This is a genomic window from Tenggerimyces flavus (assembly GCF_016907715.1).
Taxonomy (GTDB): Bacteria; Actinomycetota; Actinomycetes; order Propionibacteriales; family Actinopolymorphaceae; genus Tenggerimyces; species Tenggerimyces flavus.
Genome location: NZ_JAFBCM010000001.1, coordinates 8,179,821 through 8,203,953 on the forward strand (window position 1 = coordinate 8,179,821; position 24,133 = coordinate 8,203,953).

22 protein-coding genes are annotated in these 24,133 nt (G+C 69.3%); 10 read left to right on the top strand and 12 right to left on the bottom strand.

The genetic code is table 11. The features are described 5' to 3' along the window. Positions 1 to 28: 28 nt before the first annotated feature. Both JOD67_RS38085 and JOD67_RS38090 read left to right on the top strand, forming a co-directional pair. Positions 29 to 1,456 carry a 3' terminal RNA ribose 2'-O-methyltransferase Hen1 gene (locus tag JOD67_RS38085; RefSeq protein WP_205122513.1) on the top strand — a complete coding sequence of 476 codons (1,428 nt, stop codon included), beginning with the start codon at positions 29 to 31 and terminating at the stop codon, positions 1,454 to 1,456. Further along, positions 1,456 to 4,011: a polynucleotide kinase-phosphatase gene (locus tag JOD67_RS38090; RefSeq protein ID WP_205122514.1), complete on the top strand. Its 2,556-nt coding sequence runs from the start codon at positions 1,456 to 1,458 to the stop codon at positions 4,009 to 4,011. Before JOD67_RS38085 ends, JOD67_RS38090 begins: the two co-directional genes overlap by 1 nt. On the opposite strand, the gene JOD67_RS38095 is transcribed toward JOD67_RS38090, so the two are convergent. Genes JOD67_RS38095 through JOD67_RS38110 form a run of 4 tightly spaced genes read right to left on the bottom strand, consistent with a single transcriptional unit; the run spans position 4,008 to position 7,975 of the window. Then, positions 4,008 to 4,652 (bottom strand): HAD family hydrolase, encoded by a 645-nt coding sequence (locus JOD67_RS38095; protein ID WP_205122515.1) that lies wholly within the window; start codon positions 4,650 to 4,652, stop codon positions 4,008 to 4,010. The genes JOD67_RS38090 and JOD67_RS38095 overlap by 4 nt on opposite strands. Before the next feature lie 4 nt (positions 4,653 to 4,656). Then, entirely contained in the window at positions 4,657 to 6,957 is a 2,301-nt protein-coding gene (locus tag JOD67_RS38100) for a penicillin acylase family protein (protein WP_205122516.1), read from the bottom strand. Continuing rightward, positions 6,954 to 7,547 carry a ribonuclease FAU-1 family protein gene (locus JOD67_RS38105; RefSeq protein WP_205122517.1) on the bottom strand — a complete coding sequence of 198 codons (594 nt, stop codon included), beginning with the start codon at positions 7,545 to 7,547 and terminating at the stop codon, positions 6,954 to 6,956. Before JOD67_RS38105 ends, JOD67_RS38100 begins: the two co-directional genes overlap by 4 nt. A gap of 2 nt (positions 7,548 to 7,549) precedes the next feature. After that, entirely contained in the window at positions 7,550 to 7,975 is a 426-nt protein-coding gene (locus JOD67_RS38110) for an archease (protein WP_205122518.1), read from the bottom strand. 74 nt (positions 7,976 to 8,049) lie between these two features. Here JOD67_RS38110 and JOD67_RS38115 point away from each other — a divergent pair, with 74 nt between their 5' ends. Further along, entirely contained in the window at positions 8,050 to 8,295 is a 246-nt protein-coding gene (locus JOD67_RS38115) for a ribbon-helix-helix domain-containing protein (protein WP_205122519.1), read from the top strand. Here the strand turns inward: JOD67_RS38115 and JOD67_RS38120 are convergent. From JOD67_RS38120 to JOD67_RS38140, 5 genes are all read right to left on the bottom strand, one after another. Next, positions 8,292 to 9,698, bottom strand: a complete 1,407-nt coding sequence (locus JOD67_RS38120; RefSeq protein WP_205123339.1) for an RtcB family protein — start codon at positions 9,696 to 9,698, stop codon at positions 8,292 to 8,294. The genes JOD67_RS38115 and JOD67_RS38120 overlap by 4 nt on opposite strands. Positions 9,699 to 9,852: 154 nt before the next feature. Continuing rightward, complete coding sequence (locus JOD67_RS38125) at positions 9,853 to 10,500, bottom strand: maleylpyruvate isomerase N-terminal domain-containing protein (RefSeq protein ID WP_205122520.1); 648 nt, start codon at positions 10,498 to 10,500, stop codon at positions 9,853 to 9,855. Next, complete coding sequence (polX, locus tag JOD67_RS38130; RefSeq protein WP_205122521.1) at positions 10,497 to 12,221, bottom strand: DNA polymerase/3'-5' exonuclease PolX; 1,725 nt, start codon at positions 12,219 to 12,221, stop codon at positions 10,497 to 10,499. The genes JOD67_RS38125 and polX overlap by 4 nt, the downstream gene beginning before the upstream one ends. Positions 12,222 to 12,407: 186 nt before the next feature. Continuing rightward, positions 12,408 to 12,659, bottom strand: a complete 252-nt coding sequence (locus tag JOD67_RS38135) for a hypothetical protein (RefSeq protein ID WP_205122522.1) — start codon at positions 12,657 to 12,659, stop codon at positions 12,408 to 12,410. Positions 12,660 to 13,035: 376 nt separating this feature from the next. Continuing rightward, a complete protein-coding gene (locus tag JOD67_RS38140; RefSeq protein ID WP_205122523.1) occupies positions 13,036 to 14,970 on the bottom strand; it encodes a penicillin-binding transpeptidase domain-containing protein in 1,935 nt (644 codons plus the stop codon). A gap of 196 nt (positions 14,971 to 15,166) precedes the next feature. On the opposite strand from JOD67_RS38140, the gene JOD67_RS38145 reads away from it, so the two are divergent. The 3 genes from JOD67_RS38145 to JOD67_RS38155 all read left to right on the top strand — a co-directional run bounded on the left by JOD67_RS38145 (position 15,167) and on the right by JOD67_RS38155 (position 19,389). Continuing rightward, positions 15,167 to 16,144, top strand: coding sequence for a LacI family DNA-binding transcriptional regulator (locus tag JOD67_RS38145; protein ID WP_239554244.1), 978 nt, complete (start codon positions 15,167 to 15,169; stop codon positions 16,142 to 16,144). 63 nt (positions 16,145 to 16,207) lie between these two features. Beyond that, positions 16,208 to 17,110 carry a peptidyl-prolyl cis-trans isomerase gene (locus JOD67_RS38150; protein WP_205122525.1) on the top strand — a complete coding sequence of 301 codons (903 nt, stop codon included), beginning with the start codon at positions 16,208 to 16,210 and terminating at the stop codon, positions 17,108 to 17,110. Next, complete coding sequence (locus tag JOD67_RS38155; RefSeq protein ID WP_205122526.1) at positions 17,107 to 19,389, top strand: galactose-binding domain-containing protein; 2,283 nt, start codon at positions 17,107 to 17,109, stop codon at positions 19,387 to 19,389. Before JOD67_RS38150 ends, JOD67_RS38155 begins: the two co-directional genes overlap by 4 nt. Here JOD67_RS38155 and JOD67_RS38160 read toward each other — a convergent pair. After that, the gene (locus JOD67_RS38160) at positions 19,386 to 20,093 is read right to left on the bottom strand and encodes a uracil-DNA glycosylase (RefSeq protein ID WP_205122527.1); all 708 of its coding nucleotides are present in this window, start codon (positions 20,091 to 20,093) and stop codon (positions 19,386 to 19,388) included. The two genes, JOD67_RS38155 and JOD67_RS38160, sit on opposite strands and share 4 nt — an antisense overlap. Before the next feature lie 55 nt (positions 20,094 to 20,148). Here JOD67_RS38160 and JOD67_RS38165 point away from each other — a divergent pair, with 55 nt between their 5' ends. Then, on the top strand, positions 20,149 to 20,943 hold the full coding sequence (locus JOD67_RS38165) for a maleylpyruvate isomerase family mycothiol-dependent enzyme (protein WP_205122528.1): 795 nt from the start codon (positions 20,149 to 20,151) through the stop codon (positions 20,941 to 20,943). A gap of 12 nt (positions 20,944 to 20,955) precedes the next feature. Continuing rightward, positions 20,956 to 21,408, top strand: coding sequence for an NUDIX hydrolase (locus JOD67_RS38170; RefSeq protein ID WP_307782703.1), 453 nt, complete (start codon positions 20,956 to 20,958; stop codon positions 21,406 to 21,408). Positions 21,409 to 21,891: 483 nt separating this feature from the next. Here the strand turns inward: JOD67_RS38170 and JOD67_RS38175 are convergent, their stop codons facing one another. Beyond that, a complete protein-coding gene (locus tag JOD67_RS38175) occupies positions 21,892 to 22,116 on the bottom strand; it encodes a hypothetical protein (RefSeq protein ID WP_205122529.1) in 225 nt (74 codons plus the stop codon). 6 nt (positions 22,117 to 22,122) lie between these two features. Beyond that, a complete protein-coding gene (gene mca / locus JOD67_RS38180; RefSeq protein ID WP_443735046.1) occupies positions 22,123 to 22,998 on the bottom strand; it encodes a mycothiol conjugate amidase Mca in 876 nt (291 codons plus the stop codon). Between the two features lie 77 nt (positions 22,999 to 23,075). Between mca and JOD67_RS38185 the strand changes: the two genes are divergently transcribed. Both JOD67_RS38185 and greA read left to right on the top strand, forming a co-directional pair. Further along, the gene (locus JOD67_RS38185) at positions 23,076 to 23,486 is read left to right on the top strand and encodes a DUF4307 domain-containing protein (protein ID WP_205122530.1); all 411 of its coding nucleotides are present in this window, start codon (positions 23,076 to 23,078) and stop codon (positions 23,484 to 23,486) included. 125 nt (positions 23,487 to 23,611) lie between these two features. Next, a complete protein-coding gene (gene greA / locus JOD67_RS38190) occupies positions 23,612 to 24,121 on the top strand; it encodes a transcription elongation factor GreA (protein ID WP_205122531.1) in 510 nt (169 codons plus the stop codon). Positions 24,122 to 24,133: the final 12 nt, after the last annotated feature.

The following is a 24,133-nucleotide window of genomic DNA, read 5'->3' on the forward strand; positions in this document are numbered from 1 at the left end:
ATGCGGCCACTTCGGGGAGACTGGCGCGGTGCTGATCACGTTGACCATGACCGCGCCCGACGAGGCGACGCCTGCGACCGATCTGGGGTTCTTGCTGCACAAGCACCCCGAGCGGTTGCAGTCGTTCGACGTCGCGATGGGTGTGGCCCACGTCTGCTACCCGGAGGCCACGCCCGAGCGGTGCACAGTCGCGCTGGTGCTCGAGGTGGATCCGGTCGGGCTGGTGCGGGGGCGGAAGAGTGGGCCAGGGGCTTTCGAGCTCGGGCAGTACGTCAACGACCGGCCGTACGCCGCGTCGTCGTTCCTCGCGGTGGCGCTCGGCAATGTGTTCCGCACCGCGCTCTCGGGGCGCTGCGACCAGCGGCCGGAGCTCGCGGCCACGGCCGTCCCGATCGAGGTCAGCATCCCCGCAATCCCGTGCCGGAACGGCGCGGAGCTGATCGAGCGGCTGTTCGCGCCACTGGGCTGGACGGTCGAGGCGACCCCAGTCCCGCTCGATCCGGCGTTCCCGGAGTGGGGCGACTCGCGCTACTTCTCCGTCCGCCTGACCGGCCGACTCAAGCTAGCCAAGGCCCTGACGAGCCTGTACGTCCTCCTGCCCGTGCTCGACAACGCCAAGCACTACTGGGTCGCCGAGGACGAGATCGACAAACTGCTGAGAGCGGGCGGCGACTGGCTCGCCGCGCACCCGGAGCGGGAGCTGATCACCCAGCGGTACCTCAAGCACCGGCGCGCGTTCGTACGCAGCGCGCTCGCGCAGCTGGCCGAGGCCGACGACACCGCACCCGAGGTGCTCGACGACGCGCTGGACGAACCGGTCGTCACCGAGCTGCCCGACCGGCCGGAGCCGCTGGCGATGCTGCGGCGCGGATCCGTGCTCGCGGCGCTGAGAGCGAGCGGGGCCAGGCGCGTGCTCGACCTGGGCTGCGGCGGCGGGGCGCTGCTGCACGATCTGCTCGCCGACACGACCTTCACCGAGATCGTCGGCACCGACGTGTCCGCCCACGCACTGGAGCTCGCCGCGCGCAAGCTCAAGCTCGACCGGCGCGGCGAACGGGCTCGCGACCGGATCACGTTGCGCCAGTCCTCGCTGACCTACCGCGACCGCGAGCTGGAGGGGTACGACGCGGCCGTGCTGATGGAGGTCATCGAGCACGTCGACATGGAGCGGCTCCCGGCACTGGAACGCTCGGTCTTCCAGTACGCCAAGCCGGCCACGGTCGTCGTGACGACGCCGAACGTGGAGTACAACGTGCGGTTCCCGACGCTGCCCGAGGGTCACTCGCGGCACCGCGACCACCGGTTCGAGTGGACCCGCGCGGAGTTCCAGGAGTGGGCCGGCGGCGTCGCAACACGCCGCGGGTACGCGGTGCGCTACCTGCCCGTTGGTCCCGACGACCCCGAGGTCGGACCGCCAACCCAGCTTGCCGTTTTCACCCGAGAGGAGGCCGCGTGATGGCTGAGCTCCTGATTCCCGACATGTCGCTGGTCGTGCTCATCGGCGCGTCCGGCTCGGGCAAGTCGACGTTCGCCGCGCGGCACTTCAAGCCGACGCAGGTGCTGTCGAGCGACTACTTCCGCGGGCTGGTGTCCGACGACGAGACCGACCAGGGCGCCTCGGCGGCCGCGTTCGACGTGCTGCACTACGTCGCGGGCAAGCGGCTGTCGGCCGGGCTCGTGACGGTCGTCGACGCGACCAACGTGCAGTCACACGCCCGCGCGCCGCTGGTGAAGCTCGCGAAGGAGCACAACGTGCTGCCGACGGCGATCGTGCTCGATCTGCCTGAGGACGTGTGCGTCGAGCGCACCGAGGCAAGGCCGGACCGCGACTTCGGCGCGCGCGTGATCCGGCGGCACCGTTCGGAGCTGCGGAGATCGCTGAAGTCCTTGCAGCGTGAGGGATTCCGCAAGGTCCACGTGCTACGCAGTCAAGCGGACGTTGACGAGGCGACGATCGCGATCGAGCCGCTGCTGAACGACAAGCGGCACGAGACCGGTCCGTTCGACGCGATCGGCGACGTGCACGGGTGCCGCGCGGAGCTGGAGGAGCTGCTCGACCAGCTCGGGTATGCGCGGTCGTTCGACGCCGCCGGCCGTTGCGTGGGCGCCCGTCACCCCGAGGGCCGGCGCGCGATCTTCCTCGGCGACCTGGTCGACCGCGGCCCGGACACGCCTGGCGTGCTGCGGATCGCGATGGGGATGGTGGGTTCGGGTGACGCGTTCGTGGTGTGCGGCAACCACGAGCAGAAGCTGGTGCGATCGCTCCGCGGGCAGAACGTGAGGGTGTCGCACGGGCTTGCGGAGTCGCTGGAGCAGCTGGGCGAGCAGGACGAGGAGTTCCGCAAGCAGGCCGAGGAGTTCTGCGGCGGTCTCATCGCGCACTACGTTCTCGACGGCGGCCGGCTCGTGGTCTGCCACGCCGGACTGCCCGAGGGCTTCCACGGCCGCGCGTCGGCGCGGGTGCGTTCGTTCGCGCTGTACGGCGACACGACGGGCGAGACCGACGAGTACGGCCTGCCTGTGAGGCTGCCCTGGGCGAACGACTACCGCGGCACAGCGACCGTGCTGTATGGACACGTTCCCACACCGGAAGCGGAGTGGATCAACGGGACGATGTGCCTCGACACCGGCGTGGTGTTCGGCGGCAAGCTGTCGGCGCTTCGCTACCCCGAGCGCGAGGTCGTGAGCGTTCCCGCGCACCGGGTCTGGTACGAGCCTGTCAAGCCGCTCTTGCCGGCCGAGGACCTGCCGCCCACTGCCGTTCCACAGCGGGAATCGGACGTCCTCGACCTGTCCGACGTCCTGGGCACGAGGGTGATCGAGACGCAACACCACGGGCGCGTTTCGGTGCGCCCCGAGCAGGCTGCGGCAGCGTTGGAGGTGATGAGCCGGTTCGCGGTCGATCCGCGCTGGCTGCTCTACCTGCCTCCGACGATGTCTCCGTCGGCCACGTCGTCGGTCGAGGGGATGCTGGAGCACCCGGAGGAGGCGTTCGCGTCGTACCGCGCGGACGGCGTGCAGTCCGTCGTGTGCGAGGAGAAGCACATGGGGTCGCGGGCCGTGCTGCTGGTGACGCGCGACGGGTCGGTGGCCCCGAAGCGGTTCGGGATCGACGGCGCCGGGGCCGTGTTCACACGAACGGGGCGTCCGTTCTTCCAGCCTGCGTTGACTTCTGAGCTGCTTGCTCGGGTGTCGTCGGCCGTCTCGGCAGCGGGGCTGTGGGACGAGCTGTCGACGTCGTGGCTGCTGCTCGACGCGGAGCTGATGCCGTGGAGCGCGAAAGCAGGGTCGTTGATCACCGAGCAGTACGCGTCAGTGGGTGCGGCCGCTTCTTCGGCGCTGCCGGCGGCGGTGTCGGCGTTGACGTCGGTGGCCGCGCGCGGGGTCGATGTGAGCGACCTGCTCGCGCGGACGACGTCGCGGGCTTCGAACGCCGAGTTGTTCCGCGATGCGTACAGGCCGTACTGCTGGCCGGTGTCCGGACTGGAAGGCGTGCGGGTGGCGCCGTTCCAGGTGCTGGCGTCGGAGGGGCGTACGTACCAGGAGACCTCGCACGACTGGCACCTGTCGGTGGGTGCGCGGCTGGTGGGCGCCGATCCGGAGCTGTTCGCGGAGACGCGCAACCTGGTCGTGGACACGACGTCGCCGGAGTCGGTCGCGGCGGGCGTCTTGTGGTGGACGTCGCTGACCGAGGCGGGTGGCGAGGGCATGGTGGTGAAGCCGCTGGCCAACCTCACCCGCGGGCCGCGCGGCCTGGTGCAGCCGGGCGTGAAGGTGCGCGGGCGGGAGTACCTGCGGATCATCTACGGCCCGGACTACACCGCGCCGGACAACCTGACTCGGCTGCGCGACCGCGGGTTGGGGCGCAAGCGCTCGCTGGCACTGCGGGAGTACGCGCTCGGGTTGGAGGCCCTCGACCGCGCGGCCCGCGGCGAGCCCTTGTGGCGGATCCACGAATGCGTCTTCGCGGTCCTCGCCATGGAGTCCGAGCCGGTCGACCCGCGGCTCTAGGACCTGGAGAGAACGTGGTGGATGGCGGCCACGCACGTGAGCGCGACGTGGGTCGGGCGGAACGTCTGCTCGACCCACGCGCGGCCGTTCGACACCCACACGTTCGGCAGGCCGAGGCGGTCCGCACCGGCGATGTCGGCTGACTCGTTGTCGCCGATCATCCAAGCGTGGGCGAGGTCCGTTCCGGCGGCGACGGCTGCGGCGTGGAAGATCTCCGGCTCCGGCTTGCGGTGGCCCACGCCGTCCGACACGACCCAGGCGTCGACGATCGCGTCCAGGCCGGTACGCCGAATCTTCTTCTCCTGTTGAGGAACGCGGCCGTTCGTCACGATCGCGAGCCGCCAACCCCCCGCCTTCGCTGCCTCCAACGCGGACCGCGTGTCGTCGGAGAGCTCGACCCGTTCCGCGGCGCCACCGTTGAGCAACGCGCGGATCGCCGCAACGGGCACCTCCGCGCCGTAGCGTGCGACCATCGCGCGTTCGACGTCCTCGCGAGGCTCGAACCCGCTGCCGTCGATGGACATCACCCAGTCCCCGTCCGCGGCCGGCTGTCCGTGCTCGGCGAGCAGATCCGCGACCACGAGCCGGAACGCGGCGTCCCGGTCGACCAGCGTGTTGTCGAGGTCGAGCATCAGCAGCATGCGGTCACTCCGGCAGTAGGCGGTGGCGTTCGTCGGCGTGCTGCTCGACGGCTTCGCGGGAGTAGAGCAGCGGCACGTACTCGCCCTGGTGCCATCTGTCGTGCAGGTCGAGGTAGTGCTTGCTGCTCGGGTTGCCAGACTGGCCGGGCGTGTTGATCACCACGGAGTTGTCCCACTCCCCCACGTCGATCACCGTACGGAAGCTCGCGCCAGCAGTGAGCAGGAAGTCCGACAGCCGGTAGCCGGCGACGTTCACGGTCGTTCCGGAGCCGCCCATCGGCAGCGACGGCGGCTCGAGGCTCGGGTCGAGGAAGCCGAGCGGGTGCGGGATCGTCGTCCGGTGCAGGTCGCCCCATCGCCACGCCGCCGGGTCGTCGCCGAGCATCCCTTCGAGGTCGGCGTACGCGGCGCGCAGGCTCGACCGGACGAGCTCGTCGCGCTTGCGTTCGGCGTCGACACCGAAGACCGGGCCGGGCTTGCGGAGCGACTCGCGCATGCCTTCGTAGTCGAACGTCTCGAGCACGCGCATCCCCGCCGGCGGCACCGCCATGCGCAGGTACGCGCGGGCGAAGTGGCGCATGATCCACACCTCGAACAGCGCGGCGCCCGCCGACTCCGCCGACGTCTCGCCGTCCCAACACGTCAGCAGCTCGAGTGCCCGCGTCGTGACGTCATCGTCCGGCGCGACGTCGCGGAGCGCCCCGACGACCTCGCGGGCGGCGAGTGAGTTGACGTCGGTCTGCAGCCGCATGGCGTCCTGCATCGTGACGTTCTCGTTCGCCGCGAGCACCTCGACCATGCGCTGGTAGCGGCCGGGGTCGAACCACTCGTACGACAACGCGCGCTCGGCGGGGTAGCCGTCGGGAAGGTTGAACTGGTTCGCGGTCGCCCAGAATCCCTCGTCTGGGTTGAAGATCTCGGGGAACTCCGCGCTCGAGAAGAAGCCGTCCCACTCGTACCTGCCGTCGCCGGGCACGGGCAGCAGGCCGTCGTAACCGACGCGCTTGGGAACGAACCCGGCCGCTTTCCAGCCGATGTTGCCCTCGATGTCGGCATAGACCTGGTTCTCGCCCGGCGCGCCCCAGTTCGCGAGCGCCTCGCGGAACTCCGGCCAGCTGCGGGCGCGCATGTAGCCGATGCTGCCGAAGTACGCGGCGGTGCCGGGCTCGGACCAGGTCGAACGGACCACGTACGCCTTGCTGCGTTGGACATCCGTGTGGACGACTGGACCGTGGCGAGTGAACGTCAAGTCGACCTTGCGCTCGTCCTCGCCCCTGACGGCGAGGGACTCGGTGACGATCTCGAGGTTCTCCCAGCCGTCTCGGTAGCGATATCTCGTGTGGTCGTCAGGGTCGAGGTCGTAGACGTACACGTCCTGGCCGTCGATCGGGAAGATCGTCAGGCCGAACGCGATCGCGTCGTTGTGCCCGATCGAGACGCCGGGCAGGGCGGGCTCGCCGGCGCCGATGACGTCGAGGCCGGGAGCGACGAGGTGGGCGACGTAGCGGAGGCTCGGCGTGCTGTAGGCGCGATGGGGGTCGTTCGCGAGGATCGGCCGTCCGGTGGCGGTGCGGCTGCCGTGGATCGTCCAGTTGTTGCTGCCCTCCTGGTCGGCCGGCGGGGGTGCGCCTTCGCCGACCCGGAGCAGTGGCTCGCGCGGGTCGCCGGTGAAGACGACCTGCTGGGCGGCGAGCGCGAACGTACGCAGGACGCCGCTCGGGATGTCGAGGTCGAGGCCGTCGGGGATCTCGATGTCGTGCTCGGGCTCGATGCGGCGTCGGAGCTTGTCGGCTTCGCTTCCGCCGCCGGCGTGCAGGAATCTTGCTCGGGCGAGCTCGCTGGTGACGTTGTGGATGATCGCGTGGCTGCGGACCCTGACGACGTCCTCGGGTGCCCACTTGGCGGGGCGGTAGTCGAGCATGCCGAACTCGGGCGGCAGCTGGTCGGGGTGGTCGTCGAGCCAGTCGACGTACGCGTTGATGCCGGTGGTGAACTGGGTGGCGATCTGCTCGGCGTCCGGCCCGTAGGAGGCCCACTCGCGTTCGAGGTCGCCGCGGTAGAGGAAGAGGCGAGCGGCCTGGTCCTGCTCGACGTACTCCGGCCCGAACGCCTCCGCCAACTGCCCCAACCCGCGGCGTCGCCAGAGATCGATCTGGAACAGCCGATCCCGCGCGGCATTGAACCCCTGCGCGAAGAAGACGTCGTCGGTGTTCTCGGCGTACAGATGGGGGATGCCCCACTCGTCGATGATCAGCTCGACCGGTCCTCGTAGCCCCTTCACGCGATAGTCCACGGCTTCGATCATGCCGTCCAGGTCAAGCGGGTTCGGGGCCGGATGGCCGCAACGTCCGCAACCGGCACCCGCACGACCGGCGACGCCCCCGGCGCGTCGACCTTGCCGAGTGGCCACGCTCGCCGCAGGAGTGCGAGCAGGTCGCCGCGCTCGATGTCGCCGACGAGCCGTCGCAGCTCCGCTCGCGTGGCCGCCGCCTCGGCCGGCGAGATGAGGCCGGCACGGACCGACCACTCGAAGTCGTCCTCGTCGGTGACGACCTGGCTGACGCCGTCGGCGTGGACGAGCACGTCGAGCTCGAGATCGACGGCGTAGGCGTTGCGTCCCTCGAGTCGCAGCGGCGTGGCGAGGTCGATGTTGAACGCGAACGCCGGCGCCCCCTCGCTCGGCGCGGTCTCGACGAGCGCGCCCTCCTGGTCGGTGGTGACGTTGACCTTGAACCAGCGGTCCCGGAACGCGTAGTGCCAGAGCAGGACGTCGCCGTACCGGGCCACGACGACGAGGCAGTCGGCATCGGCGCGGAGCACGCCGGCCGGTGGGTGCTGGAACACGCGGACGGTGTCCTCGCGGGGGTGGAAGTCGTGGTCGCGAAGCAGATCCACCGTCAGACGTCCAGCGTCACGAGGCACACCCAGCGGTCAGGCTCGTTCTGCTCGAAGGCGATCTCGTGCAGAGACACCGCCTTGGGCACGGCGCCGATCAGGGTGGCTTGGGCGACCGCGGTCATCGTGAAGCGGACGTCCAGCGCGCCGTCGGTCGCCGCTCGTACGTCGGCGCGGAGCGGGAGGAGGTCGCGGGTGTCCATCAGGAAGATCAGCTCGTCCAGCACCGCCGCGAGCAGGTCGACTGGCTCCGCGGCGTCCACCTGGAAGGCGACTTCCGCCGTGGGCTCGGCGGTCGAGACGTCGACGAACGTCTCGACAGCCGCCACGACCGCCTCCGCAACGCACTCCTCCCGCGTCGGCGCCCACGCCTCGAACCGCACATCCGCCGTGTGCGGCAGCATCTGGTGACCGACAGTGGAGCTCATGGCCAGCACGCTAGACGGTCTCCCGAGGACGGCGCACTCCCATAGGTGTGACATTCACGTCCTACAGTTTGTACATGTCGAGCCACCGTCTTCAGCTTCTCCTGGACGAGGAGCGCTATGAGCGCATCGTGACCCTCGCCAAGCAGCGGAAGACTTCTGTCGCCGCAGTCGTTCGCGAGGCGATCGACCGCGGCCTGCCCTCGGCTCCTCACCGCCGAGTCGCCGCCCAGAACAGGATTCTTGCCGCCGAGCCGATGCCAGTCGGCGTCCGTCACGTCGTTCCCGATGCGGACGGCGTGACGGGGCTGCTCGAGAGCTAGCCCTTCACCACGCCGACGGGGACGAGGCGGGCTACGCGGGTGGCGAGGCCGGCTCCTTCGGCGACGGCGACCACTTCGTCGACGTCCTTGTACGCCTCCGGCGTCTCCTCGGCCAGCCCGCGGGGTGAGGCGCCGCGGATGGCTATGCCGGCGGACTCGAGGCGGGCCTGGAGCGCGGTGCCGTCCACCGTCTTGATCGCCTGGTGCCGGCTCAGCAGCCGGCCGGCGCCGTGGCAGGTGGAGGCGAACGCGGCACCACCGACGACTCCGCGCAGGACGTACGACGCCGTCCCCATCGAGCCCGGGATCAGCACCGGCTGACCGTGCGGCGCGAGGTCCGCCGGCAGGTCGCCGTGCCCCGGCGGCAGCGCCCGCGTCGCGCCCTTCCGGTGCACGCACAGCTCCCGTCCGCCGTGCGTCTCCAGCTTCGCGAGGTTGTGCGAGATGTCGTACACGAGCTCCAGCGACCGTCCCGTCACCCGCGAGAAGACCCGCCGCGTCGCCTCGCCGAGCAGCTGTCGGTTGGCCCGCGCGTAGTTCGCCGCGGCCGCCATCGCACCGAGGTACGACGCACCTTCGGGCGACCGCACCGGCACGCACGCGAGCTGCCGGTCCGGGACCGAGATTCCGTACGACGGCATCGCCGACTCCATCGTCTTCACATGGTCGGTGCAGATCTGGTGCCCGAGCCCGCGCGAACCGCAGTGGATCATCACGCAGATCTGCCCGACCCGCAGCCCGAACGCCGAAGCCGCCGCCTCGTCGTGCACGGACTCGACGGCCTGCACCTCGAGGAAGTGGTTGCCCGACCCGAGGCTGCCGAGCTGATGCAGCCCGCGCTCCATCGCCCGGTCGCTGATCTGCCGCGCGTCGGCGTCGGCCACCGCGCCGAAGTCCTCGCACCTGTCAAGGTCGCGTTGCGTACCGTGCCCTTCCTGAACGGCGTAACGCGATCCACCCATCAGCACGTCCTCGAGCTCGTCCCTGCCGGCCAGCTTCCACACCGCGCCGGTACCCATCCCGCGCGGCGTCGCCTCGCCCAGCCCGTCCATCAGCGCGGCCTTCAGGGGCGCCAGCTCGTCGCGCGTGAGGTCGGCCGCGTACAGCCGTACGCCACACGAGATGTCGAACCCCACCCCGCCGGGCGACACCACGCCGCCTTCCTCGACAGCGGTCGCGGCCACGCCGCCGATCGGGAATCCGTAACCCCAGTGGGCGTCCGGCATCGCGTACGAGGCGTCGACGATGCCCGGCAGCGTCGCCACGTTCGCGACCTGCTCCAGCCACTTGTCGGCGCCGGAGTCGGGCAGCAATGCCCTGGAGACAAAGGCGATTCCGGGTACGCGCATGTCATCACGCGGGTCGATGCGGAACCGGTACGGCGTCTCCTCGACGATCTCCATCACGCGACCCATCGTCGACCACCGCCCACCCCGCCACAACCCAATTCAGCCGCCCGCTGTCCACAGGTTCGGCGCACTTCACCGATCGAAACGGGGTTCGCGGGGGTGCAAATCGGGCGCGGAGCCCCGGTTCGGTGGGTGAAGTGCGGAGGGGTCAGGAGAGGAGGGGGAAGGTTGCGGCGAGGGGGCCGAGCTGGGTGCGTTCGGCGTCGGTGAGGGGAGTACGGCCGGTGGCGCAGGAGAAGAGGCGGGCGTCGGGCCAAGAGGGATCGGCTCCGAGGAGTGCGATCCAGACCGGGCGCATGACCGCCAGCGCTTCGTTCGTCGTCCATGGTGGGAGGTCGAGGCTGATCGCGAGGTCGAGCCCGTGCGCGGCATGCGCGATCACCCTCGTGAGAACGAAGTCCGACAGCAGGATGACGCCCATGTGGCCCTCGACCGGACCGTCCGGCCGATCGGACCAGTCGGCCAACGCGGCTTGCCAACGCTGCGTCAACATCTCCTTGACATCGTCGGCGACGATGGTCGCGGCTCCGGCCTGAGTTCGCCTCACGTTGTCGTCATGGTAGGCGGTCGTCGCTCGTTCGGGCCGCTGATAGTTGGAGACGGTGTCCAACTGCGGTTCGCGCGAGGTCGCACGAAGGACGCCGGTCGGCGGGAGGCCGCCGGCGATGTGGACGAGGAGCTCCTTCACGTTCCAGGGCGGGCAGTTCGTCGGCCGCGCAAGATCCGCGATCGTCAACCCGGCAAGCGCGCTGTCCAGCGCCTCGGCTTCGGCGCGGAACGCCACCAGCACGTTCATGTCTTGCCCTTCCGCAGGAACGCTCGGAGCTTGTCGAGTGGCCAGGTGTTGATGACGTCGTCGGAGGTGAGCCAGGCTCGTTGGGCGACGCCGATTCCGTAACGCATGAAGGGCAAATGCAACGTCGAGTGCGCGTCGGAGTCGATCGCGAACTTCACCCCGTGCCGCTTCGCGCGCAGCACGTGCTCGTCGGACAGGTCGAGCCGATCGGGCGCGGCGTTGATCTCCAGCGCGGTGCCCGTACGCGCGGCGGCCTTGAAGACCTCGTCCGCGTCGACGTCGACTGGGTCGCGCCGGCCGATCAGACGGGTGAACGGGTGGCCGATGACGTGAACGTACGGGTTCTCGCACGCGCGGACGAAGCGCCGCGTCATCACCTCGACGGGCTGGTCGAAGAGCGAGTGCACCGAGGCGACGCAGATGTCGAAGCCCGCAAGGAAGTCCGCCGGCCAGTCGACCTCGCCCTCCGGACCGATGTTCAGCTCGGTGCCGTGCAGCAGCACCATCGACGGGTACTTCGCGGCGAGCTTCTCGACCTGCTCGCGTTGCTTGAGCATCTTCGCGTCGGTCATGCGCTGCATGAACAGGTCCGGCGCGTGGTCGGTGATCGCGTAGTACTCGTACCCGCGCGTCGCCGCGACCGCGACCATCTCCTCCAGCGTCGCGATGCCGTCGGTCAACGTCGTGTGCGTGTGCAGGTCGCCGCGCAGATCTGCCTCGGTGATCAGAACGGGCAGCTCGTTCTTCAGCGCCGCCGCGACCTCACCGCGGTCCTCGCGCAGGGTGGGCGGAATCCACGGCAGGCCGAGGCGTTCGTACACCTCCTCCTCGGTCTGCGAGACGATCAGCTCGTCGTTCTCGGCGTGGAAGAGGCCGTACTCCGACAGCTTGAGCTTCTTCCGCACGGCCATCTCGCGGATGCGTACGTTGTGCTCCTTCGAGCCGGTGAAGTACTGCAGTGCGGCGCCCCACGAGTCCGGCGGTACGACGCGCAGGTCGACCTGGAAGGCCTTGACCGTACGGATCGACGTCTTCTTCTCGCCGCGCGCGATCACCTCCGCGACCAGCGGCAGCTCGGCGAACGTCGCCATGACGGGCGCGGGATCGAGCGACGCGACGAGGATGTCGACGTCGCCGATCGTCTCGCGCATCCTGCGCAGCGAGCCAGCGTACGTGCAGCGCTCGACGCCCTCGAGCTGCGAGAGCGCCGCGACGATGTCCTCGGCCATCTCGAGCGCGGTGCTGATCAACACCCGGCCGCCGGAGGAGTGCAGGAGTGCGATGCCGTGCTGGATGTTCTCGATGGTCTTGGCGCCGAAGCCCGGCAGGCCGTCGAGCCGGTTGGCGTCGAGGGCTTCCTCGAGCTGCTCGACGGAGGCGATGCCGAGCTCCTCGTACAGCGCGAGCGCCTTCTTCGGGCCGAGTCCGGAGATCTCGGTGAGCGCGAGGACGCCTGGCGGGATCTTCGCGCGGAGCTTCTCGACCGAGGCGATCGTGCCGGTGGTGAGGAACTCGGTGATCTTGTCCGCGATCGAGTCGCCGACGTTGGGAATCCTGCGCAGCCCGGCGCGGTCCAGCTTGGCGAGGTCCTCATGGTAGCCGCCGATCGAACGGGCCGCTTTCTCGTAGGTCCGGACCCGGAACGCCTGCCCGCCGGTGATCGCCGTCAGGTCGGCATACTCCTGCATGAGAGCGGCTACCTGGTCGTTCGAACGGGCCATCCAGGAAGGATAACCAGCGGACGCTGCACCAGACCCGGAGCGCGGTGAACGCCCTGCACCGGCTGCGCTGCCAGCGAGGTCAGCTAGTCGAATCTCAAGGCCGATCGATGCGCCCGCTGATCGCGGTGACCGCGGTCGACGAACGGTCTGCCGGTGCCGGACGTTCACCGCGCTCTCCGTCTGGCGTCACTTCGGTGCGAGTCCTTCTTTGAGCGCGGGATCGGTCGCTGCATGGATGCCGTGCCCGATCCGGGTCAGCCCGGGCATCCGCGCGGCGGCGCCGCCGATGTTCGCGGGCGACAGCTCACCTGCGTGCGCGGTGATGCCGAGTCCGGCCGGAGCGATCCGCTCGGCGCGGCGGTAGCTCGGCGCGGCGGTGGCGCTCGGCCCACGAGGCCTCCTCGTGGTATGGCGCGTACAGGAAGTCCACGCCAGCAAGGCCTTCGACCTCGAGGCACCGATCGACGAACGCGTCCACGTCCTCCAGCGCGAACTCGACGACGATCGCGATCGCCTCGGCCCGCTAGGCGTTCCGGAACCATGTGAAGCCGGAACGGTGCGCGATCTCGCCACCGAACCGGATCTCCACCAGGAAGCGTTCTGCCGCGCGTGATCATGCAGCAACGCGGCGATCCGGGCCACGAACAGCGAGTCGTCAGCGTCCACCTCGATCGGCACCGGGTGGAACGAGCCGACGTGTCCCAGCCGCTCAGCCAGGCTCTCGTTGAGTCGCTGCGACCGCGGTGACGACACTCCACCGGTACAGGGCGTTCACCGCGCTCTCCCTCTAGCGTGGCCTCGGCGCGAGTCCTTATTACTTGATGACCGGAGCGAGGTCCAGGAAGCGCTTCGCCACCGGGCCGGCGTCCGCGCCGCCACCGCCGCCGTCGTCGATCACCACCGCGAACGCCAAGTCGCCGCGGAAGCCGATCATCCACGCGTGCGTGCGCGGCGGGTCCGCCGAGCCGTACTCCGCCGTCCCCGTCTTGGCGAACACCGGCTCACCCGGCAGGTTGAGCAGCTTCGCCGAGCCGGTCATCACCACGGCGCGCATCAGGTTCCGCAGGTCCTTGTGCACCGAGTCCGGCAGCTTCTCCCCCACCGGACCGCCCGGCTTCTCCTTCGGCAGCAGCACCGGCTTCTGCGGTTGCCCGGACGCGACCGTTCCCGCCACCAACGCCATGCCCAGCGCCGACATCTCCACGCGGCTCTGCCCGATCATCGTCGCCGCGCGGTCGGTCAGGTCTCGCGGCTCCGGCACCGAGCCGGAGAACGCGGGAACGCCCAGGTCCCACTTCTCGCCGATCCCGAACCGAGCCGCCATGTCCGGCATCGCGTCGTTGTCCAGCTGCGCGGCGCGCTCGACCATCGTCGTGTTGCACGAGTGCGCGAACGCGTTCTGGAACGTCCCCACCGGCAGCTGGAACGAGTGCGAGTTCTTGAACCGGAACCCACCGACCACCACGTTCGCCGGGCACTCCACCGGCGTCGAGGCCTCGACCATCCCCGCGTCCAACAACGCCGCGGCGCTGACCGCCTTGAACGTCGACCCAGGCGGGTACTTCCCCACGAACGCGCGGTTGAACGACGTCACGCCCGGCCCGTTCGCCGCCGCGAGAATCTCACCCGTGCTCGCCTGCACCGCCACCACCGCAGTGGGCTTCGCCTGGCCCGCGACCACGGCCTCCGCCGCGTTCTGCACGCGCCGGTCCAGCGTGGTCTGCAACGGCGTCCCCGGCTCCGGCTGCACCTCGAGCAGGGTGCCCGTCAGCGAGTCGGACTCCTTGTCGTACATCTCGATCGAACCGCCCGGCTTGCCCGCGAGCTGCTGCTGGAACGCGAGCTGCAGCCCCGAGCCACCCACGTCGTCCGTCGGTCCCGCGAGCGGACCGGCCGTCTTCAACGACTCGGCGGTCGCCACGGACACCGCGCCGAGGATCGCCCGGCCGTAGGAGGACGAGGGCGCGAGCGAACGCTTGCCCTCGGTCACGATCACGCCGGGCACGTCGTCCAGCGACGAGGAGACGTTCGAGTACGCCGCCTCGCGCAGCACGATCACGTCGACGAGCTGGGTCTTCGGCGCGGCGTCGACGCGCTTCTTGAGGTTCGCGGTGTTGACCCCGACGAGGTTCGCGAGCTGCGAGTACGTCGCCGCCGTCACCTTGCCCGCCTCGACGCCCACGCGGAAGACCGGCCGGTCCTCGGTGATCGGCTTGCCCGCGCGGTCGAGGATCGACGCGCGCGGGGGGAGGTCGCGGTTGCGCTGGATCCGGGTCGTCGCCGACAGATCGGGGTGCAGGGTCTCCGGCGTCCAGTGCACGCGCCACGCCTCTTCGCCCGTGCGGTAGACCTCGACCGAGGTGTGGTAGCTCCACGGGCCGAGCCCGTCGAGGTCCAGCAGAACGGTGACCTGCTGGCGGCAGATCGCCTGCGGCTTGGGATCGATGCTCTTGACGGCGTTCTTCAGCGCTTCGTCGTCGAGGCACGTGACCTCGCCGTTCGGCGTGACCTTCGTACTCGAGACGTCCAGGGTCTTCTTGAAGTCCGCCAGCGCGGCGGTCGCCTGCTTGGACTCGGCGGCCACCTGAATCGCGTCGGTGACGGACTTCGCCTGGCCGGACGTCCACGCCTTCGCGAAGCCCTCGACGACCGGACCGGCCTGGTCGCGCGGGTCGTCCTTGCTGCAGGCAAGCGGGATCAGTGCGAGCGCGATGAGCGCACAGCTCGTACGGAGAACCCTTGCCCACATGCGAGAAGTCCCTCTGCGTCATGACCCGTCACGGCGCGCGACAGGTACCCGGTGAATGCCCAGGCATCATGACATGCCAAGCCGACAACCGCTGGTGCGTTCGTCTGGAACCTCCCTGGATGTCATCGATAGCATCCGTAACAACGAAGGGAGCGACATGAACGGGGCCGACGCGCGCTCGACACGACCGCCGAACATGGCTGACGTCGCGCTCGCCGCCGGGGTGTCGGCCCAGACGGTCTCGCGCGCGCTCCGCGACTCTCCGAACGTCAGCCCCGAGACCAAGCGCCGCGTCCTCGCCGCGGTCGACCAGCTGGGCTACCGGTTCAACAGCGCCGCCCGGATGCTCTCCTCCGGCCGCAGCCACACGATTGGCCTCGTGCTGATGCAGTCCGGCGGGTACTACTCCCGCTCGGCGGTCACCGCGGGCGTCGAGGCGGCCGCGGGCGAGGCCGGGTTCGCGGTGACCATCGCCACCATCGCCGCGCCCGACACCGGCCTGCTGGAACGTTCGCTCTCCAAGCTCGCCGACCAGGGCGTCGACGGCATCATCCTCGCCGTTCCGCTCATCTCGACCACGCAGAAGATGGAGGACATCACCCGCGACATCCCGACCGTCACCCTCGACGGCTCGCGGACCGCGGGCGCCCTCGTGCTCGGGATCGACCAGCTGGAAGCCGGGCGCCTCGCCACGCAGCACCTGCTCGACCTCGGGCACCGGCAGGTCTGGCACATCTCCGGGCCGGACGAGTGGATCGAGGCGCGGCAGCGGCGGCAGGGCTGGCAGGAGTGCCTGGCCGCCGCGGGGATCGAGGCGCCGCCACCGCTCGAGGGCGACTGGACACCCGACTCGGGCTACCGGCTTGGGCAGGTCGTCGCGCTGATCCCGGACGTCACCGCGGTCTTCGCGGCGAGCGACGAGATGGCCTTCGGGGTCATCCGCGCGATGCGCGAACGCGGCCGGCGGGTGCCGGACGACCTGTCGATCGTGAGCGTCGACGACATCGCGCTGGCGGCGTACTGCTCGCCGCCGCTGACCACCGTGCGGCAGGACTTCTACAGCTGCGGCGCCACCGCGGTCGCCCTCCTGCTCCAGGGGCCGGACGTCGACGCCCCGTTCGTTCCCGCGACGCTGACGGTCCGCGCCTCGACCGCACCACCGGCCGCGCGCTGAGCCGCTTGGCCGCGTCCGGCAGATCCTCTTGCCGCGCCATGTTATCGATGCCATGGTGCGGGCATGCTGTCGCGACGGGTCGGAGTCGCCCTGGTCGCCGGTGTGGGCATCGTCATCGCCGCACTGGTGGTCACCGGCTTCGCGCTCGCCCAGCGAACGAACGAGGTCGGCTCCATCGACGGCCACCCCGTCACCCGCGCTGAGCTGGCCTTCCATGGTCAGCGCCACGAGCCGTTGGACGCGCTGTGGCGGGACAAGGCGACGCTCATCCTCGCGAACGAGCAGGGGCTCACCGTCCCCGTCGATCATGAGGAGATCCTCACCGAGCTGGCGGAGGAGAACGAACGGCGTGCCGACGCCGTCGCGAACGGCGAGGTCGTCTACGGACTGACCGAGTTCTCGATCGACGAGTACTACTCGCATCTGCTCACCGAGGTCAGGACCGCGCTGAAGCAGCGGCTCAGCGCACGCGCCGGCGATCCGCTGTGGGTCACCGAGGCCGACGTCCGGCGCGCGTTCGACGCCGACCGCGACGCGTGGAGCGCCGGCGCGACGACGTACCGCTACTCGAAGCTCGTCGTCCGCCAGCCCGCCGACGCGGCAGACCTCCAACGACGGGCGGCTGCGGCGAACAGGCTCGCGGACCTCGCCCGCGAGCCTCGCGCGACGCTCACGACCGGCACGTACGACGCCAGCCAGACCGGGATGGTCGCCCAGGACCAGGACCTCGCGGGCCTGCTCGACCAGCTCGACGAGGGCCAGATCTCCGCACCGGTCGTGGGCACCGACGAGATCACCTACTACGAGCTCGACGGCGAGACCGTCGACGAGAACGCCGCGTTCACCAAGTACGCCAAGCGAATCCGCCAGTCGCTGGTCGAGAAGAAGCTCGACCAGTACGTCCAGCGCCGGATCGCCGCCAGCGACATCCAGATCGACACCGACGCGAAGGATGTGCGGGAATGAAGCCTGTCACCACTGCTCTGGCGGGCCTGCTCGCCGCGCTTCTCACCGGAGCCCTCGTCACCGCGATGCCCGCCTCCGCCTCGGACGGCGCGAACGGCGGCAAGCAGGACTGGCCCGGCAACGCCTCGAACAAGACCGGCGGCAAGGACTACTTCCTCGATGCCAGCAAGGGATCCGACACCGCGACCGGAACCTCGCCGAAGAAGGCCTGGCGCACGCTCGCGAAGGCGAACGCGACGACGTTCAAGCCCGGCGACCGCATCCTGCTCAAGGCCGGCGAGCAGTGGCAGGACGAGCAGCTGTGGCCGAAAGGCTCAGGCAGCAAGGGCAAACCGATCACGATCTCCGCGTACGGCGACAAGCGCGCACGCCGCCCGTACATCGCGACGAACGGCAACGTGCCCAGCCCGTTCAAGGCAGACGGCACGAAGAACCCCGAGACCGTCGGCCTGACCGGCGCGGTCGTGCTGCGCAACACCCAGTACTGGAAGATCAACAACATCGAGCTGTCGAACGACGACGACTTCGCCACCGACATCACCACCGAACGCCTCGTCCGCGACGGGATCATGGTGTCGATCAACGCCGACAAGCTCGCGGCGGGCGCGGACAGCATCATGGACCACTTCCGCATCAACGACGTGTACGTCCACCACACCGACGGCCCGGACTTCTGGCAGCAGATGCACTACGGCGGCATCAACTTCCAGGTGTTCGGCAGCAAGAAGTACACCGAGTACGGCACCGGCGGCTACTACTTCAAGGACGTGCGGATCGAGAACAACACGTTCGTGAACGTCGAGCTGCACGCGATCCAGTTCGCGTTCAACTGGTTCAACGACCGCTACCCGGAGGCCGGCCAGTTCGACGAGGCGGGCAAGTGGCACGAGGGCTGGGAGCAGCTCTGGGTACGTACGCGCGACCTCTACAGCCGCGACGTCTACATCGGCCACAACTACGCCGAGAGCATCGGCCAGGGTGCGATCCAGCTCGCGAACACGAAGAACATGAAGGTCGAGTACAACGAGGTGAACGGCTACCTCGTGCGCTACGGCTCGGTGTCGGTCGCGCTCTATCTCTGGGCCGGCGCCGACTCCGTCATGCAGTACAACGAGGTCTACGGCGGCCCGAACAACGAGTTCGACGGCACGCCGTGGGATCTGGAGTACACGAACTTCAACGTCACGTACCAGCACAACTACTCGCACGACAACGCCGCGGGCTGGATGTCGTACATGGGCAACAGCTCCAACTCCGTCGCCCGCTACAACCTCAGCGTCAACGACAACGGCGTGCTCGTGAAGAACATGCTGTCGACCAACTATTCGCCGACGTACTTCGTCAACAACACGTTCGTCTACGACGGCGCGGACCTCGACTACTTCCATGACGAACGGTTCCTGAGCCGCGTCTACTTCCTGAACAACATCTTCTACAACTACTCGACGGCGGAAGCGACGCCCTGGTATCGAAGGACCGGCGCGCTCCGCCAGGCGGTGTTCTCGAACAACGACTTCTATGAGGCGAGCGGCACCCACTCCACCCAGGAACCGGCCGATCCGCGCGGGGTGGCGGTGGATCCGAGGTTCGTCGGCGACCCGGCGAAGTACCCGACCGGGTTGGGCGTGGACCGGATCCGTAAGGCAGGCGAGCACTTCGCGCTGCGCAAGGACTCGCCGCTGATCGACGCCGGTCGCTACAACCCGCACCTGGGCACGAAGGACTTCGTCGGCACGCATATCTACTACGGCGCCGCGCCCGACATCGGCATGTCAGAACGCAAGCAGGGAAGGAAGGTCGCCCACCCCGTCGACGACGACCCGATCGAGGAAGAGGTCGACAACAGGGTCAACCTCGCGCTGGGCAAGCCGGCGGTCGCGAGCTCGACGCACCCCGGCGCGGGCGGGACGCTCACCGCGGACAAGCTGACCGACGGCAACCTCGCGACCCGATGGGCCGCGGCCGACGACGCGGCGTACCCGGTCACGCTCGACATCGACTTCGGCGCGGACACCACGTTCGACCAGGTCTACCTGGACGAGTACACCGACTCCGGCACGAACCCACGGGTGCAGTCGTTCGCCTTGCAGCGTTGGGATTCCGGCACCAGCCAGTGGGTCACGTTCGCGACCCGCGACGACGGGATCGGGCACGACCGCACCGTGACGGGCTTCGGCGACATCACGACGTCCAAGCTGCGGGTGGCGCTCACCGAGAAGATCCCGACCGAGATCTACACGCCGACGATGACGGAGATCGCCGTCTACAAGGCGACCTAGGCCAGAGACCAGTCCACGGGATCCCCGCCCAGTTCGGCGATCATCTCGTTCGCGCGGCTGAACGGGCGGGACCCGAAGAACCCACGGTCGGCGGACATCGGGCTCGGGTGCGCGGACTCGATGCACGGGACGTCATCGAGCAGCGGGCGGAGGTTCTGCGCGTCGCGGCCCCACAGGATCGCGACCATCGGCTCGTTGCGGTCGACGAGCGCGCGGATCGCCTGGTCGGTCACGTCCTCCCAGCCCTTGCCGCGGTGCGACGCGGGCTTGCCAGGCGAGACGGTGAGGGCTCGGTTGAGCAGCAGGATGCCGCGCTTCGACCAGGGCGAGAGGTCGCCGTTCGCCGGCGCTGGGAGGTCGAGGTCGGCGGTGTACTCGCGGTAGATGTTCTGCAGGCTCCGCGGGATCGGGCGTACGTCCGGCGCGACCGAGAAGCTCAGCCCGACCGGGTGCCCCGGTGTCGGGTACGGGTCCTGCCCGACGATCAGCACCCGCACGTCCGCGAACGGCTGCTGGAACGCACGCAGCACGTTCGCGCCCTCCGGGAGGTAGCGACGGCCGGCGGCGAGCTCGGCGCGCAGGAAGTCACCCAGCGAGGCGATCCGTTCCGCGACCGGCTCGAGCGCTTGAGCCCAGCCGGCCTCGACGACCTCGGTGAGCGGCTTGCGACTCGCTTGCGTCGATGCTGCTGCTGTGTCGACCACGCCGGCCTCCTCCGCTTGCCGTGAGCAGGTCAAGGAGCTTAGTAGGCTCCGAAGCGTGACCCAGCAGCCGTACGGCGCGTTCGATCCGAAGACGTACCAGGCGGTGATCCGCAGGGAGGCGGACGCGTTCGTCGCCGCGTACGCCCACGGCGATCCGGAGGCGCACGTCAAGGCCTGCCCCGGCTGGACGCTCACCCAGCTCGTCGACCACGTCGGCCAGGTCCATCAGTGGGCGCGCGGCATCGTGCTCGGCGAGGGGCCGGGCGACGTGGTGACGACGCCCGCCGAAGACGGCGAGGACCTCGCCGACTGGTACGAGCGGTGCGTCGGCGACCTGCTCGAGACGCTGGCGAGGACCGACCCGAGCAAACCGTGCTGGACGATGCAGCCCGAGAACGAGGTCGCCCGGTTCTGGTCGCGGCGGCAGGCGCTGGAGCTGGTCGTTCATCGGGTCGACGCGGAGGTCGCGGTCGGCGGGTCGGTACGGATCGACGGCGAGGTCGCCGCGGATGGGATCGCGGAGGTGCTCGACCTGTGGCTGCCGCGGATCACCCGCCGGAGCGGGACGCCGGACCTCGCCGCGCCCGTTTTGTTGGCGTGCACCGACCGGGCCGAACGCTGGCTGCTGCGCCCGCCGCACACCGCGGACGTACCGATGGGACCGCCCACGGCCGACGGGCCGGTGCTCGCGGACGACGTCGCCAAGACCGCCGAGGCGACGATCGAGGGAACGGCGGCCGGTTTGCTGATGATGCTGTGGAAGCGGCAGAACGTGTCGGTGGCCGGCGTTAGCCTCAGCGGCGAAGTCGAGGTGGCTCAGTCCTTCCTCGAGTCGCGTCTTACTGCTTAGGAAGGCCTCCGCGTGGGTTTCCAGCTGGTCCCGGCGTCCTATCTGATCCTGCGCAGGGGCGAGGAGGTGCTGCTCTCGCTTCGCGGCGGCACAGGGTGGCGGGACGGGTATTGGTCGCTGCCAGCTGGCCACATCGAGGCCGGCGAGTCCGCAATGGCCGCTTGTCTGCGCGAGGCGGTTGAGGAGATCGGCATCGTCGTACGTCCCGACGACCTGGTGCCGCTGTGCACGGTGCACCGGACGGGTGGGAGCGGCAAACCGGTCGACGAACGCGTCGACTTCTTCTTCGCCGCCGAGGTCTGGGCTGGCGAGCCCACGAACCTGGAGCCGGACAAGTGCGCCGAGCTGGGCTGGTACGGGCTGAAGGACCTGCCGACCCCGGTCGTGGAACCGGTCGACCAGGTGCTCGCCGGACTGCTCAGCGGCCGGCTACCAGCGATCTTCGCCACCGGCCGTTTCGAATGAGGGCGTCCCTCATTCGAATAGCTTGGCCAGCCGCCGTGATCATGTCGGTGATCATGAAGCCAGACCCGTCGAAAACGACCAGTTCGGCTTCATGATCACGCTCATGGGCCGGAGGTTTCGAATGAGGGCGTCCCTGTAGCGATCTCCTCGAGCGAGGGGACCCTCCGCCCTTCGCGAAGTGTGGGGTTCTGGTCGCGACACGCCGGCGTGTCGCGACCAGAACCCCACACTTTGATGGGACATGGTGGATGGGCCGGGCGATTGAATGAAGGTGCCCTTCATCCAAGACGTGGCTGGGTGGCGGGGGTCGAGGTGGCCGGTGGTCCGGGTGTGGCGAGGCCTGGTTGGGTCGGGGGCACCCTGGTCCCATAGGTTCGGACCGGGGTGCCCCCGACCCAAACCGACCAGGCGCGTCCACGGTCCCCAGGGGATGCACCGGCCCATTCGACAGAGGAACTGCCTCATTCGAAACCCGAGGGGCGGCTAGCTGGGCGAGGGCTTCCCGTTCGGCTGAGGCTCGGCCGGCTCGGTCGGCGTCGGCGCCGCAGGCTCGCTGCCGTCGTCGAACGTGACCTTCTTCAGCTGCTTGTTCATGTTGCGCCACAGCAGGATCGTCGCCACGACCAACCCCATGATCACGACGAAGCCGAGCAGTCCGGGTCCCACCCAGACACTCGGGTCCCGCTCGGCCGCGAGCAGCGTCACCACTTGTCCTCACCTCACCCCGGCGAACAGGTCGCTCTCGGGAAGCTCTGTCTCGACGAGACTACGCGCCAGCTCGTAGTCCTCGGTCGGCCAGGCCGCCTGATGCACCTCGAGCGGGCAGACGAACCACGGCCCCTCCGGGTCGATCTGCGTCGCGTGCGCGAGCAGCGCCTTGTCGCGGACCGCGAAGTACTCCGCGCACGGCACCCGCGTCGTGACCCGCGCGTCCCACGCCGGGTCGCGCTTCCACTCGGCCAGCCGCTCGGCGTACGGCGACTCCAGGCCGCGCCGGATCATCTCGTCGTGCAGCGCCAGCGTCCGGGCCCGGTGGAACGAGTGGTGGTAGTACAGCTTCAACGGCTGCCAGGGCGCTCCCGCCTCCGGGTACGCCGAGTCCGAGCCCACCGCCTCCCACGCCGCGACCGTCACCTCGTGGCAGCGGATGTGGTCCGGGTGCGGGTAGCCGCCAGTCTCGTCGTACGTCGTCACCACGTGCGGCTTGAACGACCGCATGACCGCGACGAGCTTCGCCGCCTCCTCGTCGACCGGCCGCGCCGCGAAGCTGCCCTCGGGCAGCGGCGGCAACGGGTCGCCCTCGGGGTAGCCGGAGTCGACGTACCCGAGCCAGACCTGCGAGATGCCGAGGATCTCGCGGGCACGGTCCATCTCCTCGCGCCGGATGTCGGCGAGGTTCGCGAGCACGTCCGGGCGGTCCATGTTCGGGTTGAGGATCGAGCCGCGCTCGCCTCCTGTGCAGGTGACGACGAGGACCTCGACGCCATCGGCGACGTACTTCGCGGTGGACGCGGCGCCCTTGCTGGACTCGTCGTCGGGGTGGGCGTGAACGTGCATCAGCCGAAACGGGCCCGGTGCGGTGGACGGCACCTTGTTTCCTCTCAGTTCAAGCGTGGAGCAACAATGATCGCGCAGACCACCCCACGAACATCCGGAAGGCCGAAGCTATGCCCGCGCATCCGCTGTCCGACCGGTACGGCGGCGCGCGCGGTTCACGACGTACGGCCGGGCTCGTCGCGATCGGCGTCCTGATCGCCGTCGCTGTCGGAATCGTGTTGTGGAGCGGCATTCGTGCGGCTCAGCCGCCGATCGCGGCGCGCGTGATCACGTTCGACCCGGTCTCGGACACCTCGGTGACCGTCCGGCTGCAGGTGGAGGCGACGCGTACGGTGTCGTGCGAGCTCGTTGCGCGGGGCGAACGGATGGCGACGGTCGGAACGTCGCAGGTCGACGTACGTTTCGACGCATCGGACGGCCGCAGGACGCAGCTCGTCACCCATCCGATCGTCACGTCCGACCGGGCGCTGAGCGTGGAGCTGCTAAGCTGTTCGGTTCCTGGACAGGCTCGAACGCGATAGCGCTCGGGCGCAGGCATTGTTAGCCTCAAAGGCCTGTCCGTACGCTGCTGGACACTCGCAGTTCATTCCCAGCTCGGCTTCATTGGCCGTCGGCGTATGGCCCGGCTACGGAACAAGGAGAAACCGTGACGCAACCGACCGACACGAATGTGATCTGGCTCACTCAAGAGGCGTTCGAACGTCTCGAGGCGGAGCTCGAGCACCTCACGGGTCCGGTGCGAGCGGATTTGGCGCGCAAGATCGGTGAGGCCCGCGACGAGGGTGACCTCAAGGAGAACGGCGGCTACCACGCCGCGAAGGAAGAGCAGGGCAAGACCGAGGCGCAGATCCGCAAGCTGCAGGACATGCTGCGGCGCGCGCGGGTCGGCGGCACGCCGAAGGACGACGGCATCGTGCAGCCGGGCATGAAGGTGACGATCAAGTTCGCCGGCGACGACGACACCGAGACGTTCGTACTCGGGTCGCGTGAGCTGCTGGCGTTGGACGACTCGGTCGACATCGAGATCTACTCCCCGAACTCCCCGCTCGGCGCGGCCATCTCCGGCAAGAGCAAGGGCGAGAAGGCGTCGTACACCGCGCCGAACGGACGCGACGTGGCCGTGGAGATCGTCGACACGGTGCCGTTCCAGGCCTAGGTCTCTAGGGAA

What these genes read in the sequence shown, in the direction of transcription:
- JOD67_RS38090 (WP_205122514.1), top strand. Translation starts at nt 1,456, where the DNA reads ATGGCTGAGCTCCTGATTCCCGACATGTCGCTGGTCGTGCTCATCGGC.
- JOD67_RS38095 (WP_205122515.1), bottom strand. Translation starts at nt 4,652, where the DNA reads ATGCTGCTGATGCTCGACCTCGACAACACGCTGGTCGACCGGGACGCC.
- JOD67_RS38100 (WP_205122516.1), bottom strand. Translation starts at nt 6,957, where the DNA reads ATGATCGAAGCCGTGGACTATCGCGTGAAGGGGCTACGAGGACCGGTC.
- JOD67_RS38110 (WP_205122518.1), bottom strand. Translation starts at nt 7,975, where the DNA reads ATGAGCTCCACTGTCGGTCACCAGATGCTGCCGCACACGGCGGATGTG.
- JOD67_RS38115 (WP_205122519.1), top strand. Translation starts at nt 8,050, where the DNA reads ATGTCGAGCCACCGTCTTCAGCTTCTCCTGGACGAGGAGCGCTATGAG.
- JOD67_RS38120 (WP_205123339.1), bottom strand. Translation starts at nt 9,698, where the DNA reads ATGGAGATCGTCGAGGAGACGCCGTACCGGTTCCGCATCGACCCGCGT.
- JOD67_RS38125 (WP_205122520.1), bottom strand. Translation starts at nt 10,500, where the DNA reads ATGAACGTGCTGGTGGCGTTCCGCGCCGAAGCCGAGGCGCTGGACAGC.
- polX (WP_205122521.1), bottom strand. Translation starts at nt 12,221, where the DNA reads ATGGCCCGTTCGAACGACCAGGTAGCCGCTCTCATGCAGGAGTATGCC.
- JOD67_RS38140 (WP_205122523.1), bottom strand. Translation starts at nt 14,970, where the DNA reads ATGTGGGCAAGGGTTCTCCGTACGAGCTGTGCGCTCATCGCGCTCGCA.
- JOD67_RS38145 (WP_239554244.1), top strand. Translation starts at nt 15,167, where the DNA reads ATGGCTGACGTCGCGCTCGCCGCCGGGGTGTCGGCCCAGACGGTCTCG.
- JOD67_RS38150 (WP_205122525.1), top strand. Translation starts at nt 16,208, where the DNA reads ATGCTGTCGCGACGGGTCGGAGTCGCCCTGGTCGCCGGTGTGGGCATC.
- JOD67_RS38155 (WP_205122526.1), top strand. Translation starts at nt 17,107, where the DNA reads ATGAAGCCTGTCACCACTGCTCTGGCGGGCCTGCTCGCCGCGCTTCTC.
- JOD67_RS38185 (WP_205122530.1), top strand. Translation starts at nt 23,076, where the DNA reads ATGCCCGCGCATCCGCTGTCCGACCGGTACGGCGGCGCGCGCGGTTCA.